Annotated in this window: 15 protein-coding genes; 7 read left to right on the top strand and 8 right to left on the bottom strand. The window is 75.5% G+C overall.

Annotated features, from left to right (window positions below; translation table 11 throughout):
- Positions 1–474 precede the first annotated feature (474 nt).
- Positions 475–1,293 carry a phosphopantetheine-binding protein gene (locus VEW93_00075; protein ID HYI60182.1) on the top strand — a complete coding sequence of 273 codons (819 nt, stop codon included), beginning with the start codon at positions 475–477 and terminating at the stop codon, positions 1,291–1,293.
- A gap of 38 nt (positions 1,294–1,331) precedes the next feature.
- On the opposite strand, the gene VEW93_00070 is transcribed toward VEW93_00075, so the two are convergent.
- The 6 genes from VEW93_00070 to VEW93_00045 form a co-directional block, all read right to left on the bottom strand.
- Positions 1,332–2,126, bottom strand: a complete 795-nt coding sequence (locus tag VEW93_00070) for a diguanylate cyclase (GenBank protein HYI60181.1) — start codon at positions 2,124–2,126, stop codon at positions 1,332–1,334.
- Positions 2,127–2,241: 115 nt separating this feature from the next.
- Positions 2,242–2,685, bottom strand: a complete 444-nt coding sequence (locus tag VEW93_00065) for a hypothetical protein (GenBank protein HYI60180.1) — start codon at positions 2,683–2,685, stop codon at positions 2,242–2,244.
- A 239-nt stretch (positions 2,686–2,924) separates the two neighbouring features.
- Entirely contained in the window at positions 2,925–3,695 is a 771-nt protein-coding gene (gene aat / locus VEW93_00060; GenBank protein HYI60179.1) for a leucyl/phenylalanyl-tRNA--protein transferase, read from the bottom strand.
- Positions 3,692–4,507 carry a hypothetical protein gene (locus VEW93_00055; protein ID HYI60178.1) on the bottom strand — a complete coding sequence of 272 codons (816 nt, stop codon included), beginning with the start codon at positions 4,505–4,507 and terminating at the stop codon, positions 3,692–3,694. Before VEW93_00055 ends, aat begins: the two co-directional genes overlap by 4 nt.
- A gap of 57 nt (positions 4,508–4,564) precedes the next feature.
- Positions 4,565–5,419, bottom strand: a complete 855-nt coding sequence (locus VEW93_00050) for a 3-hydroxybutyryl-CoA dehydrogenase (GenBank protein ID HYI60177.1) — start codon at positions 5,417–5,419, stop codon at positions 4,565–4,567.
- 20 nt (positions 5,420–5,439) lie between these two features.
- Entirely contained in the window at positions 5,440–6,273 is an 834-nt protein-coding gene (locus VEW93_00045; protein HYI60176.1) for a sulfite exporter TauE/SafE family protein, read from the bottom strand.
- Positions 6,274–6,392: 119 nt separating this feature from the next.
- Between VEW93_00045 and VEW93_00040 the strand changes: the two genes are divergently transcribed.
- On the top strand, positions 6,393–7,055 hold the full coding sequence (locus VEW93_00040) for a Type 1 glutamine amidotransferase-like domain-containing protein (protein ID HYI60175.1): 663 nt from the start codon (positions 6,393–6,395) through the stop codon (positions 7,053–7,055).
- Between the two features lie 17 nt (positions 7,056–7,072).
- Here VEW93_00040 and VEW93_00035 read toward each other — a convergent pair whose 3' ends face one another.
- On the bottom strand, positions 7,073–7,945 hold the full coding sequence (locus VEW93_00035) for a peptidylprolyl isomerase (GenBank protein HYI60174.1): 873 nt from the start codon (positions 7,943–7,945) through the stop codon (positions 7,073–7,075).
- A 153-nt stretch (positions 7,946–8,098) separates the two neighbouring features.
- Here VEW93_00035 and VEW93_00030 point away from each other — a divergent pair, with 153 nt between their 5' ends.
- The 3 genes from VEW93_00030 (at position 8,099) to VEW93_00020 (ending at position 11,114) form a co-directional block, all read left to right on the top strand.
- Positions 8,099–8,740, top strand: coding sequence for a transcriptional regulator (locus tag VEW93_00030; protein ID HYI60173.1), 642 nt, complete (start codon positions 8,099–8,101; stop codon positions 8,738–8,740).
- A gap of 71 nt (positions 8,741–8,811) precedes the next feature.
- A complete protein-coding gene (locus VEW93_00025; GenBank protein HYI60172.1) occupies positions 8,812–10,032 on the top strand; it encodes an aspartate kinase in 1,221 nt (406 codons plus the stop codon).
- A gap of 53 nt (positions 10,033–10,085) precedes the next feature.
- Positions 10,086–11,114 carry an aspartate-semialdehyde dehydrogenase gene (locus tag VEW93_00020; protein ID HYI60171.1) on the top strand — a complete coding sequence of 343 codons (1,029 nt, stop codon included), beginning with the start codon at positions 10,086–10,088 and terminating at the stop codon, positions 11,112–11,114.
- Positions 11,115–11,130: 16 nt separating this feature from the next.
- On the opposite strand, the gene VEW93_00015 is transcribed toward VEW93_00020, so the two are convergent.
- On the bottom strand, positions 11,131–11,562 hold the full coding sequence (locus tag VEW93_00015) for a VOC family protein (protein ID HYI60170.1): 432 nt from the start codon (positions 11,560–11,562) through the stop codon (positions 11,131–11,133).
- Between the two features lie 166 nt (positions 11,563–11,728).
- Between VEW93_00015 and coxB the strand changes: the two genes are divergently transcribed.
- Positions 11,729–12,502 carry a cytochrome c oxidase subunit II gene (gene coxB / locus VEW93_00010; GenBank protein ID HYI60169.1) on the top strand — a complete coding sequence of 258 codons (774 nt, stop codon included), beginning with the start codon at positions 11,729–11,731 and terminating at the stop codon, positions 12,500–12,502.
- A partial coding sequence (locus VEW93_00005; GenBank protein HYI60168.1) for a cbb3-type cytochrome c oxidase subunit I occupies positions 12,499–12,954 on the top strand: 456 nt, incomplete at its 3' end. The genes coxB and VEW93_00005, both read left to right, overlap by 4 nt.

Here is a 12,954-nt window from a genome sequence, read left to right as displayed (position 1 = left end):
CTGGTCCGCCCCGGGATCGGGACGCTGATCTGGGCCGGAGGGGGACTGGTTGCGCCTTGTCCCCCTCCGGCTGGTGAGCTCCACCCAACAGTTGGGGGATCGGTCGCTGGGCGGGGCTCGTCTGTTCTTGCCCGTAGGGCGAGGGGTGGTTCCAAGTTGGTGAAAGAAGTCAGATCCGGACACTTTGGAACGAGGAGGCGTCGGCGGGCAAGAAGCGTGTGGATCGGGAATGAGAGACGAGGGGGATACGTGGACCAGGCGGTCGGGATCACGACATCGGCGGGGGTCGCCCCCGGTCGTCCCCGCCCGGCCGGCCCGAGGCCCCGCCGGGCCCGGCCCCGCGGCCCCGTCCCGATCCGACGCTCCATCGCACCGCACGCGCCACCCCAGGAGACGCCCCATGCCCGCCGCCCCCCACCGCCCGTCGCGCCGACGGGCGGTGATCGCGTCCCGGCCCGCCCCGGCCGCCCGCCCATGACCGAGACCCCGACCCAGCGACGCAGCGGGTTCGCCGCCTTCGCCCACGCCCTCGGTGCCCACCTCGACATGGACAGCAGCGCGTGGAGCGAGTCCGACCTGCTGGTCGAGCAGCTCGGGTGGGACTCCATGGTGGCCGTGGAGGTGGTGTCCTGGTTGGAGGAGCAGGGCATCCGCCTCCCCGACGACCTGCTGGCCGAGATCCGCACCCTGGGCGACGTCTACCACTACAGCCAGACGCTGGCGCCGGCGCCGGGCGAGCCGGCCCAGCCCGGGTCCCGCGCCCCGCTCCGGGGGCGACGGGTCCACCTGGCCCCCCTGACCGGGGCCCACCACGGCGAGGCCCTCGACCTGTTCACCCGGGGGGACAACCTGGTCCGGTTCCGGCTCCGGGGCACGACGCCGAGCCCCGAGACCTTCGGCCGGGTGCTGTGGGACCGGGTCCTCTGCCAGTTCGCCGTCCTGCACAGCAACCGGATGGTGGCCATGGTCAGCGCCTTCGAGCCCGACATGCGCAACCGGCACGTCCACGTGGCCGTGGTGTCGCGGCCCGACGCGCCCCAGGGTGCCGGCCTGGAGGGCCTGGTCCTGCTGATCGACCACCTCTTCGCGGAGTTCGACCTGCGCAAGGTCTACGCCGAGGTCCTGGAGCCCAACTCGACCACCTTCAGCTCCGGCCTGGGCCGGGTGGCCCAGGTCGAGGGCCGTCTCGTCGACCACGAGTTCATGAGCGGCCGCTACCACGACATGCTGGTGATCGGCATCACCCGGGAGCGGTGGCAGGAGCACGCCGCCCGCCTGCTCGGCCCCCTCTGAGCGCCCGCCCGGTCGCCGGGCGGGGCCCGGTGGCCCGCTCAGTCGTCGGGGACGGCGGCCACCTCGATGCGGTCCTGGCGCCAGTCCCGGGCCGCCCCCAGGGCCTGGTGGGCCGAGTCCAGGAGCTGGTCGGCGTCGAAGGCGTGGGCCGGGTAGCAGGCCACCCCGGCCCGCAGGGTGCCCCCGTCGAGCACCGCGGCCAGGTTGCGGCGGACCCGCTCCACGGTCCACACCGCCCCGTTCTCGGGCGTGTCCTCCAGGATGAGGGCGACCAGGCCCTCGTCCAGGCGGCAGGCGATGTCGGAGTCGCGCAGGGTGGCCAGCAGCGAGTCGGCCACCGGGCGGCTCACGGCCGGCGCCGGCTCCCCGGTGTCCATGCCGGTCACCGGCTCCAGGAGGGCCAGGGCCAGCGGCCGCAGCCCCCGGCGGGCGGCGGCCACCCGCTTGTCGAGGGTGACGGCGAAGAAGGCGGTGTTGAACAGCCCGGTCGGCGCGTCGGTGACCCGGGTCAGGTCGATCCGGCTGGGCATCGGGGGGGCGCCCAGCTCGGAGAGGTGGGTGCGGGCGATGAGGGCCTCGGCCTCGAACCGGGCGGCCCGGGCGGCCATGGCCTCGCTCTCCAGCTCGGCCACGTCGGCCCGGCTGGCCTCGGCCTCGGCGGTGGCGTTGGTGCGCCGCAGCCGGTCGGCCAGGCCCAGGGTGAACAGGCCCGCCACCAGGGCGGCGACGCCGGCGGCCCCCGCCAGCCAGAGCTGGTCGGTGGCCATGGCGGCGACGGCCAGGACGAGGCCGATGCACCCCGAGACGACCCCGGGTGCAGCACGGTCGATCACCTGGCAACGATCGGCCGCGAGCGACGCCATTCAAGGGCGCCGGCGCCGGGAGGGGGTCCGGGCGGGGCGGGATCGGCGCCCGACCCCGCGGCCGTCGGAGCGTGGGCCACGCCGCTCAGTCCGGGATGGGGGCGATCAGCGCCTCGCCCGCGTCCGAGCCGGTGGCGGCGTCGCGGGCCCCCACGACCAGCTCGTCGGCCGAGATGGCGTGGGCCGGGTAGCAGGCCACGCCGGCGTGGACCACGGCGTCGGGCGTCATCTCCCGGATGCGGTCACGCAGCCGGTTGACGACGATGAGGCAGCCCTCGCTGGGGGTGAACTCCAGCACCACGGCCACCGCCCCGTCGTCGAGCCGGGCGGCCAGGTCGGAGTCCCGGATGGCGCCCCGCACGATGGCGGCCAGGTCCCGGGCCTCGGGACCGCCCTCCACCGTGACCACGGCCAGGCCCAGTTGCCGGAGGGTCCGCCGGGCGGTGGCCACCCGGGAGGGGAGCAGGGCCCGGAGCATCGCCTCGCTGAACAGGCCCGAGGCCGGATCCGAGACGAGTTGATCGGTCATGGTGCTCCTGTTCCGGGCCGGTGCCGGAGCGGCGGGCGGCCCCGGCATGATGCCATCCCGGCCCCGGCGATCGCAGGATCGACGGGCGCCCCGCGGGGGCGGCGCCGGCGGTTTGCGCAACGACTACTCAAGCCGAGCTCGGGCCCCGTGCGTACCCTGCCGGCAGCGACGCCGGAGCGGCCGACGAGGGACCCGGTCGGCACCCCGTGCGGGGCGTGCCGGACGACCGTCCCGGGCCGTCACGACGTGGCCCAGGGGTCGCCGGTCGGGGGATGGCCCGGTCCGGCGGCCCCGACCCCACCGGCGCCGGCCGCCGGCGCCGCGGGTCGGGGGGCCGGGCCCCCGAAGACGGCGGGGAGGGGGGCCTGCAGGGCCGCCTCCAGCTGGTCGAGGTAGGCCCGGCGCGGGATGTCGACCGCCCCCAGGCTGGCCAGGTGGGCGGTGGTCCACTGCACGTCGAGCAGCCGGGCGCCCCCGTCCCGCAGCAGGTCGACCAGGCCCAGCAGCGCCACCTTGGAGCCGTCCCGCGAGCGGTGGAACATCGACTCCCCGGCGAACAGCCCGCCGACGGCCACCCCGTAGAGGCCCCCGGCCAGGGCGCCGTCCGCGGTCCAGGCCTCGACGCTGTGGGCCCACCCCAGCTCGTGGAGCGAGGTGTAGGCCCGCCGGACGCCCCGGGTGATCCACGCCCCCGGGCGCCGGGGGTCGGCGCAGGCCCGGACCACCTCGTCGAAGGCGGCGTCGACGGTGACGTGGTGGCGTCGGGCGGCCTGGCGCAGCGACCGGGTGACCCGCATCCCGTCGAGGGGGATGACCCCCCGGGGATCCGGCGACCACCAGGCCAGCACCCGGCCGGTCCGCCCGATGGGCATGGGGAAGACGCCGGCCCGGTAGGCGGCCAGCACGGTGGCGGGCTCCAGGTCACCGCCCACGGCCACCGGCCCGTCCGGGTCGGCCTCGACCGGCGACGGGATGGCCCAGCGGGAGGGCCCCGGGTCGGTCGGGGTCACGGCGGGGGGATGCCGAGGGTGCGGGCCACCGTGAGCCCCAGCTTGCGGGTGGCCCGGCGGTTGAGCTCGCCCCCGGCCAGCGCCCCGGCCATGAGGGGCACGAAGGTGGCCATGTTGCGCCCGGCCCGCCGCAGCAGCCGGCGCCGGATCTGGGCCGTCAGCTGGTCGCGGGCCGACCGGCCCAACAGGTCCGAGGCGCTGGAGGCCAGGGCCCCGCCCTGGCCGGGCCGGAGGAGGCGGGCCATCTCGCCGGCCGACAGCCCCCGGGTCTCGGCCCAGGCCTTGGCGATGAGGGGCCCGTTGGCCCGCAGGTCGCCGGCCAGCGGGTAGCCGGCGGCCTCGTGGAGCTCGCCCACCAGCTTCATCTCCAGGGCCACCACGATGAGGGTCTCGGCCGCCAGCTCCACCGGCAGGGCGGCCCACGTGGCCGGCGTGGCCTCGGAGGCGGCGGCCAGGGCCCCGGTGGTGGCCCCCACCGCCGCCGCGGCCAGGCTGGCGTTGCGGACCAGGGGCCGGGCCAGGAGGGCCCCCGCCAGCCCGTCGTGGTGGGCCTGGAGGGTGGCCAGGTCGCGCACGGGCAGGTGGCCGGTGGCGTCCAGGGTGACCTCGGCCAGCCAGCGCCCGGAGGTGACCGCCTTGCGTCCCGCCCGCCGGGCCGAGGCCCGGGCCAGGCTCATCACCTCGCGCACCTGGCCGGCGGTGGGTCGACCGCCGTCCTCGCCGCGACCCCCGATGGCGGCGCCCACGGCGCGGGCCAGGGCGTCGTCGGGGGAGGCGGGCGTCAGGTCCGAGGCCTCGCCACCGTTGTCCATGACGGCATCATGCCCGGCCCCCGACCGTCGCGGTCGGCCGGGGCCGGCCGGGACGGGCTAGCGCCGGTAGTCGTAGAAGCCCTGGCCCGACTTCCGGCCCAGGTGGCCGGCGGCCACCATGCGCCGCAGGGCGGGCGCGGGGCTGAAGTTGGGGTCGGCGAACTCGGCGTACAGGGCGTCGAGGATGGCCACCGAGGTGTCCAGGCCGACCAGGTCCAGGAGGGCCAGGGGCCCCATGGGGAAGTTGCAGCCGCCCTTCATGGCGGCGTCGATGTCGTCCCGGGAGGCGATGCCGTTCTCCAGCATCCGCACCGCGTTGTTGAGGTACGGGAAGAGCAGGGCGTTGACGATGAAGCCGGCCCGGTCCTGGACCCGCACCGGGTCCTTCCCGCAGGCCGTGGCGAAGGCGGTGACGGCCTCGACGGTCTCGTCCGAGGCGGTGAGGGGTGGGATGATCTCGACCAGCCCCATCATGGGCGCCGGGTTGAAGAAGTGGACGCCCACCACCTTGTCGGGGCGGCCGGTGGCCACCGCCATCTCCACCACCGGCAGGGTCGAGGTGTTGGTGGCCAGGATGGCGTCGGCCTTCACCACCTGGTCCAGCTCGGCGAACAGGGCCTTCTTGACGGCCAGGTCCTCGACCACCGACTCGATCACCAGGTCGCAGTCGGCCAGGGCACTCAGGTCGGCGGTGGCGGTGACCCGGCCCAGGACGGCGTCGCGGTCCTCCTCGGACAGGCGGCCCTTGTCGACCTGCTTGCCCAGGCTCTTCTCCAGCCCGGCCCGCATCGCCTCCGCGGTCTCCTGCTTGCGGGAGCGCAGCACCACGTCGATGCCGGCCTTGGCCGCCACCTCGGCGATGCCCGCGCCCATGATCCCCGACCCGACGATTCCAACCCGTGAGATGGCCATCGGGCGAGGCTACCGAGGGGTCAGTCGGCCGATCCAAGTCCTGCCGGCGTCTCGGGCTCGCCGTCGTCGGCCCGGGCCGTGGCCACCAGGCGGGCGGCCCCCACGACGAGGAGGCCGGCGAACAGCGCGGCCGACAGGTCCGGGTCGAGGTCGAGCGAGAGCTGGGAGGCGGCCAGCGCGGTGGCCACACCGGCGCCGCCCACCACCAGGCCGGGCCGGAGGGCGGTGAGCCCCGAGGACCGGTTGCGCATCGTCCCCACGATGGCGGTGGGGATGATGACGGCCAGCGACGTGCCCTTGGCCAGCACCAGGGGCAGGCCGAAGGCGATGGTCAGGGCCGGGACGATGACGATGCCGCCCCCGACCCCCAGGAGGCCGGCCAGCACCCCGGCGCCCAGCCCCAGGGCCAGGAGGGCCACCACCCCGCCGGGGTCGAGGTCCAGGTGGCCGGCGCCGTCGGCCTCCCCCCCGGCCACCAGGCGTACGGCGGCGGCCACCATCAGGGCGGCGAAGCCGAGCTGGAGCGCCGGCCCGCTGATGGTCCGCAGCCAGCGGGTGCCCAGCACCGCCCCGGCCAGGGCGCCGGCCGCGATGAGCAGGCCGTAGCCCAGGTCCACCTCGCCGGCGGTGGCGTAGCCGGCCGCGCCGGCCAGGGAGATGGGCACGATGGCGGTCAGCGACGTGCCGGTGGCCAGCTTGGGCGGGAAGCCGGCCAGCAGGGCCAGGGCCGGCACGATCACGATGCCGCCGCCCACGCCGAAGAGCCCCGAGGTGAACCCGGCCAGCAGGCCGGCGGCCACCACCCGGCCCCACGGGACCTCGCCCGGCCGGGCGGTCGGGGGGTGCGGGGCCATGGGTTCACGTTGGCCCACCGGTGTCCCCGGCCCGAAACCGCCTGCGCCGGGCCCGTCCCGAGGGGGGAGCGGGGGCGGGCCGGGCGCCCGCCCCCGGGGGCGTTGAGTACCGTCGCAGCATGCCCGGACCCCTCGCCCTGGTGGGCGGCTCCCCGTTCCACCCCGACACCGCGGTCGAGGCCGAGCTGGTGGCCTCCGGCATCGACGAGGTGCTGGTCCTGCCCACCGGCGCCGCCTATGAGCACCCCAGTCGCCTGGTGGAGGCGGCCACCGAGCGCTTCGGGGCGCTGGGGGTGCCGGTCCGGGGCCTCGACGTGCTGCGCCGCCCCGACGCCACCTCCGAGGACCTGGCCGCCGAGCTGCGGGCCGCCCGCTTCGTCTACCTGGCCGGCTCCTCGCCCATGCACGTGCGCTCGGTGCTGAAGGGCACGCCGGTGTGGGAGGCCATCCTGGCCGCCTGGGACGGGGGAGCGGTGCTGGCCGGCGTGGACGCCGGGGCCATGGTGCTGTGCGACCCGATGGTCGACCCCCGGGGCGGGGCCTTCACCGTGGGGCTGGGGCTGCTGTCGGGGGTCACCGTCATCCCCGGGTTCGACTCGTGGTCCGAGGACGCCGTCCACCGCACCCGGGCCCTGTCGCCGGCCTCGCTCAGGATCGTGGGCCTGGCCGCCGGCTCAGCCCTGGTGCGCGACCCCGACGGCTCGTGGCGGGGGGTGGGGCCGGCCGAGCCCGTGGTCTTCGTGGGGGGCGCCCCGGGCTCCCTGGCCGACCTGCCCCGGTAGCCGGGCCCGTCGCCGGTTCAGTCCTGGGCGGACCGGATGGTGACCGAGGTGATGGTGACCAGCTCGGTGGGCGTGCCGTTGCTGGCCTCGTCGCCCTTGGCGGCCAGCTCGGCCACCAGCTCCAGCCCCTCGGTGACCTTCCCGAAGCGGGGGTACTCGTTGGTGAGGGCGGTGGCGCCGTTCTCGCTGGCCACGATGAAGAACTGGCTGCCCGACACGGCGTCGGACCGGGCCATGGCCAGGTCGCCGGGGGCGTAGCCGTCGGTGGGCTTCTCGATGTCGGGCATGTCGTAGCCGGGGCCGCCGGAGCCGTAGTCGGGGGTGCCGCTGGAGCCGGTCTGGGCCACGAAGTCGGGCATCAGGCGGTGGAAGGGCAGGCCGTCGAAGTACTTGTACCGGGCCAGCACCACGAAGTTGTTGACCATGGTGGGGGCGGCCTCGGCGTCGAGGGTGGCGGTGACGGTCCCGGCCGAGGTCTCGATCACGGCCTCCAACGCCTCACCCTCCTCGATGCAGGTGGGCGGGGCCTGGGCGAAGGTGGACACCCGCTCCTCGGAGCCGTCCTCGGCCGGGCACGGGGTGTCGTCCTCGATGGTGGCGCCGGTCGGGGCGGCGGGCAGCGACACGGTGGTGGGCACGTCGGTGGACGAGGTGCTGGACCCGTCGCCGGGAGCGGTGGTGGTGGTCGTGGCGGCGTCCTCCGCCGTCGAGTCGTCGTCGCCGCCCAGCAGCACAGCGGCCACCACGACCACCACCACGACGAAGGCCAGCACGGCCCCCAGGACGATCAGGCGTTGTCGCCGGGCGGCGCGGGCCTGGGCCATGCGCGCCGCCTCCACGCGGCTGCGGTGTCCGTCCTTGTGGCGTTGGCGCTTCTCCTCCGAGGTCACGGCGGGCGAAGGTACCCGCTGGCGGCCGGCGGGAGCAGGCACCCCCCGCGACCGGCGTCCCCGGGGCGCCGGATCGACCCCGCCAACCCCAGGTAGGAGTGCTGATCGCACGATGCGTCGCCAACCGGTCACCGCTTGCGTCAGAATGGGGGCATGCCAGCCGACGACGCGGCCCCCGACGAGCCCGCCTCCCCCGCCCCCGACCCCGCCCCGGCGGCCGGCGACGCCGAGGAGGCCGGCTCCCCGGCCGTCATGGCCGAGGAGGAGATCTTCGCCCGCCGGGTCGGGCAGCGCCTCCGGGCCATCCGGCAGGCCCAGGCCCTGTCGCTGTCGGACGTCGAGGAGCGCTCGGGTGGGCGGTGGAGCGCCTCGGCCGTCGGCGCCTACGAGCGGGGCTTCCGGAACCTGAGCCTGCCCCGCCTCAAGGCCCTGGCCGACTTCTACCGGGTGCCGGTCAGCGTGCTCCTGGGCGAGACCGGCCCCACCGGCACCGAGGCCAAGGACCGGCGCAAGCTGGTCATCGACCTGGAGGCCATGCGCCAGGTCGACCCGGCCGAGCCCGTGCAGCGCTACGTGCAGTCCATCATCGAGGCCCGGGGCGACTTCAACGGCAAGGTCCTGTCCCTCCGCCACGACGACCTGAAGGCCCTGTGCGTCCTGGTCGGGGGCGACATCCCCACCGGCGTGGCCCAGCTCCGGGCCTGGGCCGTGCTCATCGACGGCCCCGAGGTGGCCGAGCCGCCGCCCGACTTCCGGGCCCGGCCCGTCCGCCGGGCCACCGACCGCCCCGCCTAGCCGCCCTCGACCCTGCCCCGCCGGCGAAGCGGCTGAGGGCCGGCCGGGCCGGCGCGGTACCGTGCCCGGCCGTGGCGCTCGTGGTCCAGAAGTTCGGGGGGACGTCGGTCGCCGACCCCGACCGCATGCGCGACGTGGCCGACCAGGTGGCCCGCACCCGCCGCCGGGGCGACGACGTCGTCCTGGTGGTCTCGGCCATGGGCAAGGAGACCGACGAGCTCCTCCACCTGGCCAGCCAGGTGTCGCGCACCCGGCCGGGCCGGGAGATGGACATGCTCATCACCGCCGGCGAGCGCAAGGCCACGGCCCTGGTGTGCATGGCCCTCCACGACCTCGGGGTGCCGGCCGACTCCTTCACGGGCAGCCAGGCCGGCTTCCTCACCGACAGCAACCACATGAACGCCAAGATCCTCGAGGTCCGGCCCGACCGGCTGCGGGAGGCCATCGCCCAGGGGCGGGTGCCGGTGGTGGGCGGCTCGCAGGGCGTGTCGGTCGACCGCAACGTGACCTTCTTCGGGCGGGGGGGCTCCGACACCACCGCGGTGGCCCTGGCCCACGCCCTGGGCGGGGTGTGCGAGCTCTACACCGACGTGTCCGGGGTGTTCACCACCGATCCCCGGGTGGTGGCCACGGCCCGCAAGCTGGCCCGGGTCAGCTTCGACGAGATGCTGGAGATGTGCGCCTGCGGGTGCCCCAAGCCGGCCATGCGGGCCGTGGAGTACGCCCGCACCCACAAGGTCCCGCTGCACGTGCGGTCGGCCTTCACGTGGGAGCAGGGGACCTGGATCGACGAGGAGGACCCGATGATGGAGCAGGCCATGGTCTCGGGCGTCGTGGGCGACGCCTCCGAGGCCAAGATCACGATCACCAACCTGCCGGACCGGCCCGGCATCGCCGCCCAGCTCTTCCGGACCCTGGCCACCCGGGAGGTGAACGTGGACATGATCGTCCAGAACGTCTCCGAGGGCGGCCGGACCGACATCTCCTTCACCCTGCCCCGGGACGAGCTGCCCACCGGCCGGGAGCTGAGCGAGGCCCTGGTGTCGGAGATCGGCGCCGATGCCGTCACCGCCGATGACGGCATCGCCCGGGTCAGCCTGGTGGGGGCGGGCATGAAGTCGCACCCCGGCGTGGCCGCCACCGTGTTCGAGACCCTGGCCGCCAACGCCATCAACATCGAGATGATCTCCACCTCGGCCATCCGCATCTCCTGCATCGTCCGCGAGGTCGAGCTGGACCGGGCCGTCACCGTCCTCCACGCCGCCTTCGGCCTGGACCAGCCCGCGGCCTGACCCGCCGGCAACCCGCTTCGGAGGGTGGGGTGGGCCTCGGTAGCCTGGCCGGCATGCAGATCGGGATCGTGGGAGCCACCGGCCAGGTCGGGGGCGTGATGCGGGGCATCCTCGAGGAGCGGGCCTTCCCGGCCCTGGGCGTGCGCTTCCTGGCCTCGGCCCGCTCGGCCGGCACCACCCTGCCGTGGGCGGGGGGCGAGGTGACCGTCGAGGACGTGGCCACCGCGGACCTCTCGGAGCTGGACATCGTGCTCATGTCGGCCGGGGCCACCGCGTCGCGGGCCACGGCCGAGCGCATCGCCGCCTCGGGCCCGGTGGTCATCGACAACTCCTCGGCCTGGCGCATGCACCCCGAGGTGCCCCTGGTCGTCTCCGAGGTCAACCCGGAGGCCGTGGCCCAGCGCCCCAAGGGCATCATCGCCAACCCCAACTGCACGACCATGGCGGCCATGCCGGCCCTCATGGCCCTGCACCGGGCGGCCGGGCTGGAGGCCCTGGTGGTCTCCACCTACCAGGCCGTCTCCGGGGGTGGCCTGGCCGGCGTCGAGGAGCTGGCCGCCCAGGTGGCGGCGGCCGGCGACAAGGCCCCCGAGCTGACCCACGACGGCGCCGCGGTGACCTTCCCCGAGGCGGCCAAGTTCCCCACCACCATCGCCTACAACGTCATCCCCCAGGCCGGGAGCTACGTCGACGACGGGCGGGGCGAGACCGACGAGGACCAGAAGCTCCGCCACGAGAGCCGCAAGATCCTGGGCCTGCCCGACCTGCCGGTGTCGGGGCTGTGCGTCCGGGTGCCGGTGTTCACCGGCCACTCCCTGGCCGTCAACGCCCGCTTCGCCCGGCCCCTGTCGACGGTCGAGGCCACCGACGTGCTGGCCTCCGCCCCCGGGGTGGTCCTCCACGACCAGCCCACCCCGCTGGTGGCGGCCGGGGCCGACCCCACCTACGTGGGCCGCATCCGGGCCGACGAGACGGTGCCCGAGGGCCGGGGCCTGGCCTTCTTCGTCACCGGCGACAACCTGCGCAAGGGCGCGGCCCTCAACGCGGTGCAGATCGCCGAGCTGGTGGCCGCCGGCGGCTGACCGGCGGGCCGGGACCTCAGCCGTCCAGGCGGCGGCGGAGGGGGTGGTCGGGCGGGGTCTCGACCAGGACGATGCGCACCCCGTCGGGGTCGCGCAGCCAGCACTCCACCAGGCCCCAGGGCATGCGCTCGGCGGGGCGGTCGATGGGCACGCCGGCCAGGACCAGGCGGGCCTCCTCGTCGGCCACGTCGGCCACCTGGAGCCACACCGCGGCCGAGCCCGGCCCGTCGGCCGTGGGCCCGGCGCCGGTCGGGGCGCCCCCCGGCTCCCCGGGCCCGGCCGCCGTGAGCTCCACGAAGCCCCCGCCGGCGAAGAGCACCACGCCGGTGACGACGCCGCCGGCGCCGTACTCCCGGGCCACCGTGAGCCCCAGGGTCCCCTCCCAGAAGGCCCGGGCCGCGGCCAGGTCCCGGCACCGGAAGATCGTCCGCATCGAGAGCACGTCCACGTCGAGATGGTGGCCGACGCGGCCGCCGGTCGGGGGATCGGGCCGGCCGTCAGTGGCCTCGATGTGTGAGCCCGGGGCCCGGTGGGAGTGCCCCGCCGTGTCGCCCGCCCCGCCCGTCCCCCACGACCCGGCTGGTCCGTCGAGGGATCGGTAGGGTCGGCACCCGATGTGCCGACGGCTCCTCGCCCGCGTGGTGCCCGCCCCGGCCGCCCTGGTGGTGCTGGTGCTGGGCGGGTGCTCGATCGCCCCGGAGCCGGTCACCGAGCAGGGGGGCGTGATCGACCGCCTGCTCACGCCGGTCACCGTGGCCGCCGCCGTGGTGGCCGGCCTGGTGTGGGCCCTGGTGGCCTGGTCCATCGTCCGCTACCGGCGCCGCAACGACACCCTGCCCCCCCAGGTGGCCGAGCACGTGCCCATCGAGATCGCCTACACGGTGATCCCCATCGTCATCGTGGCCGTCCTGTTCGCCTTCGGGACCGGCGCGCTGACCAGGGTCGAGGAGAAGGTGGCCGACCCCGACGTCGTGGTCGAGATCCAGGGCTTCCAGTGGTCGTGGCAGTTCACCTACCCCGGGGAGGGGGTCGTGGTCGCCGGCGACGGCACCGGGACCACCGGGCCCGAGCTGGTCCTGCCCGTCGACCGGACCACCCGGCTGGAGCTGGTGTCGGCCGACGTGGCCCACTCCTTCTGGGTACCGGACTTCCTGTCCAAGCGCGACCTGGTGCCCGGGGTCGACAACGAGGTCGACGTGACGCCGACCGAGGAGGGCACCTTCGTCGGGCGCTGCGCCGAGTACTGCGGCCTCGACCACTGGCGGATGAACTTCACGGTCCGCATCGTGAGCGCCCGGGAGTTCGCGGCCTGGGCCGAGGCGTCGGCCACCGGGCCGGAGGGGCCGGCCCGCCCGGCCGGCCCCGACGAGGGGGAGGGGGGAGGGTGACCGCGGTCGACGGCCGGCGCGACGACATCGCCCCCACCCCGGCCGACGAGGAGCCCGACCGGCCCCCCTCGTCGGTGCGGGGGCAGGGCCTCCTGGGCCTGCTGACCAGCACCGACCACAAGGTGATCGGGCTCATGTACATCGTCACCGCCCTGGGCTTCTTCCTGCTGGGCGGGGCCCTGGCCACCGTGGTGCGGGTCGAGCTGTACTCCCCGGGGACCCAGGTGGTGGAGCCCGGCGCCTACAACCAGGTCTTCACGATGCACGGCAGCGTGATGATCTACCTGTTCATCGTGCCCATGGCCTTCGGCCTGGCCAACTACCTGGTGCCCCTGCACATCGGGGCCAAGGAGATGGCCTTCCCCCGGTTGAACGCCCTGGGCTACTGGCTGTTCCTGTTCGGGGGCCTCACCATGGTGTCGGGCTTCCTCACCGCCGACGGCCCGGCCGCC

This window comes from Acidimicrobiales bacterium, assembly GCA_035630295.1.
Lineage (GTDB): Bacteria > Actinomycetota > Acidimicrobiia > Acidimicrobiales > Iamiaceae > Iamia.
This window is presented reverse-complemented; position numbering and strand designations above follow the sequence as displayed.

Coding starts and splice junctions, on each gene's coding strand:
- VEW93_00065 (HYI60180.1), bottom strand. CDS start 2,685: ATGACCGATCAACTCGTCTCGGATCCGGCCTCGGGCCTGTTCAGCGAG.
- coxB (HYI60169.1), top strand. CDS start 11,729: ATGTGCCGACGGCTCCTCGCCCGCGTGGTGCCCGCCCCGGCCGCCCTG.
- VEW93_00055 (HYI60178.1), bottom strand. CDS start 4,507: ATGGACAACGGTGGCGAGGCCTCGGACCTGACGCCCGCCTCCCCCGAC.
- VEW93_00075 (HYI60182.1), top strand. CDS start 475: ATGACCGAGACCCCGACCCAGCGACGCAGCGGGTTCGCCGCCTTCGCC.
- VEW93_00020 (HYI60171.1), top strand. CDS start 10,086: ATGCAGATCGGGATCGTGGGAGCCACCGGCCAGGTCGGGGGCGTGATG.
- VEW93_00040 (HYI60175.1), top strand. CDS start 6,393: ATGCCCGGACCCCTCGCCCTGGTGGGCGGCTCCCCGTTCCACCCCGAC.
- VEW93_00030 (HYI60173.1), top strand. CDS start 8,099: ATGCCAGCCGACGACGCGGCCCCCGACGAGCCCGCCTCCCCCGCCCCC.
- VEW93_00045 (HYI60176.1), bottom strand. CDS start 6,273: ATGGCCCCGCACCCCCCGACCGCCCGGCCGGGCGAGGTCCCGTGGGGC.
- VEW93_00050 (HYI60177.1), bottom strand. CDS start 5,419: ATGGCCATCTCACGGGTTGGAATCGTCGGGTCGGGGATCATGGGCGCG.